Source organism: Mycobacterium sp. E2479, from assembly GCF_001667925.1.
Lineage (GTDB): Bacteria > Actinomycetota > Actinomycetes > Mycobacteriales > Mycobacteriaceae > Mycobacterium.
This window is the reverse complement of record NZ_LZJR01000159.1, coordinates 1-817: the sequence shown is the minus strand read 5'-3', so window position 1 is coordinate 817 and position 817 is coordinate 1. Positions and strand designations below refer to the sequence as shown.

Sequence of the window (817 nt, the reverse complement as noted above, 5' to 3'; positions counted from 1 at the left end):
GGCACCACACAGCTGCGGTCGCGATACTCGAGTGCGCGGCGCAGCCGCCGGTTGATCAGCCGGGTCGCCCGCCCGGCACCGATGACCTCGCCGTGGCGTTCGAACCACACTTCACAGGTGGCATCACAGGTCAGGTAACGACGTTCGGCGTCGGACAGCAGCGGACCCAGATGCAAGGCGCCAACGCGCTGCTCGACGTCGAGGTGTACCACCACAGTGGTGTGCTGCCCATGGGGGCGGCGGGTCGCCTCGGCGTCCCACCCGGCCTCGATGAGGCGCATAAACGCCTCACCAGTGCTCGGCAACGGCGGCGCCTGATCGCTGACGCCCTCGCCGTGATCGCGCCTCCACTGGGCGATCAGCGCATCCCGATGAGACGCCAACGCGGCGTCGAACTTCGCCGCATCCAGGTGCGGCAAGGTGATCCGATAGCAGCTGCCCTGCTCGTTGGTGGTCGTGGTGATCGACCGCTCGAGCTCGGGCTCGGCCTCGGGCCGAGGCTCGGGTTCGGGTCGCGGTTCCAGCTTCACCGCGGTACGCAGCTGAGTGACCGTTGCCACCGCGGCCAGCTGCGCGTAGTGCGCATCAGATCCCTGACCGGCACGCGCCGCGATCACCCCGACCTGATCCAGCGACAGCCGGCCCTCCCGCATACCTTGGGCGCAGCGTGGAAACTCCTGCACCCGGCGCGCGACGGTGGTGATCGTGTGGGCATTGGCCGGCGAGCAGCCCGTCTTCCAGGCCACCAACGCCGGCACCGACCGCGCACCGGTAACACCACCGAGCTCGTCGCGATCAATCTCGGCCACGATCTCCA

The 817-nt window shown here is 68.9% G+C and carries 1 protein-coding gene; it reads right to left on the bottom strand.

Features of this window, described 5'->3' with window-relative positions:
• Window positions 1-817 (bottom strand): 13E12 repeat family protein (locus A5686_RS25145; protein ID WP_156750233.1); only part of this gene is annotated, 817 nt, incomplete at both ends.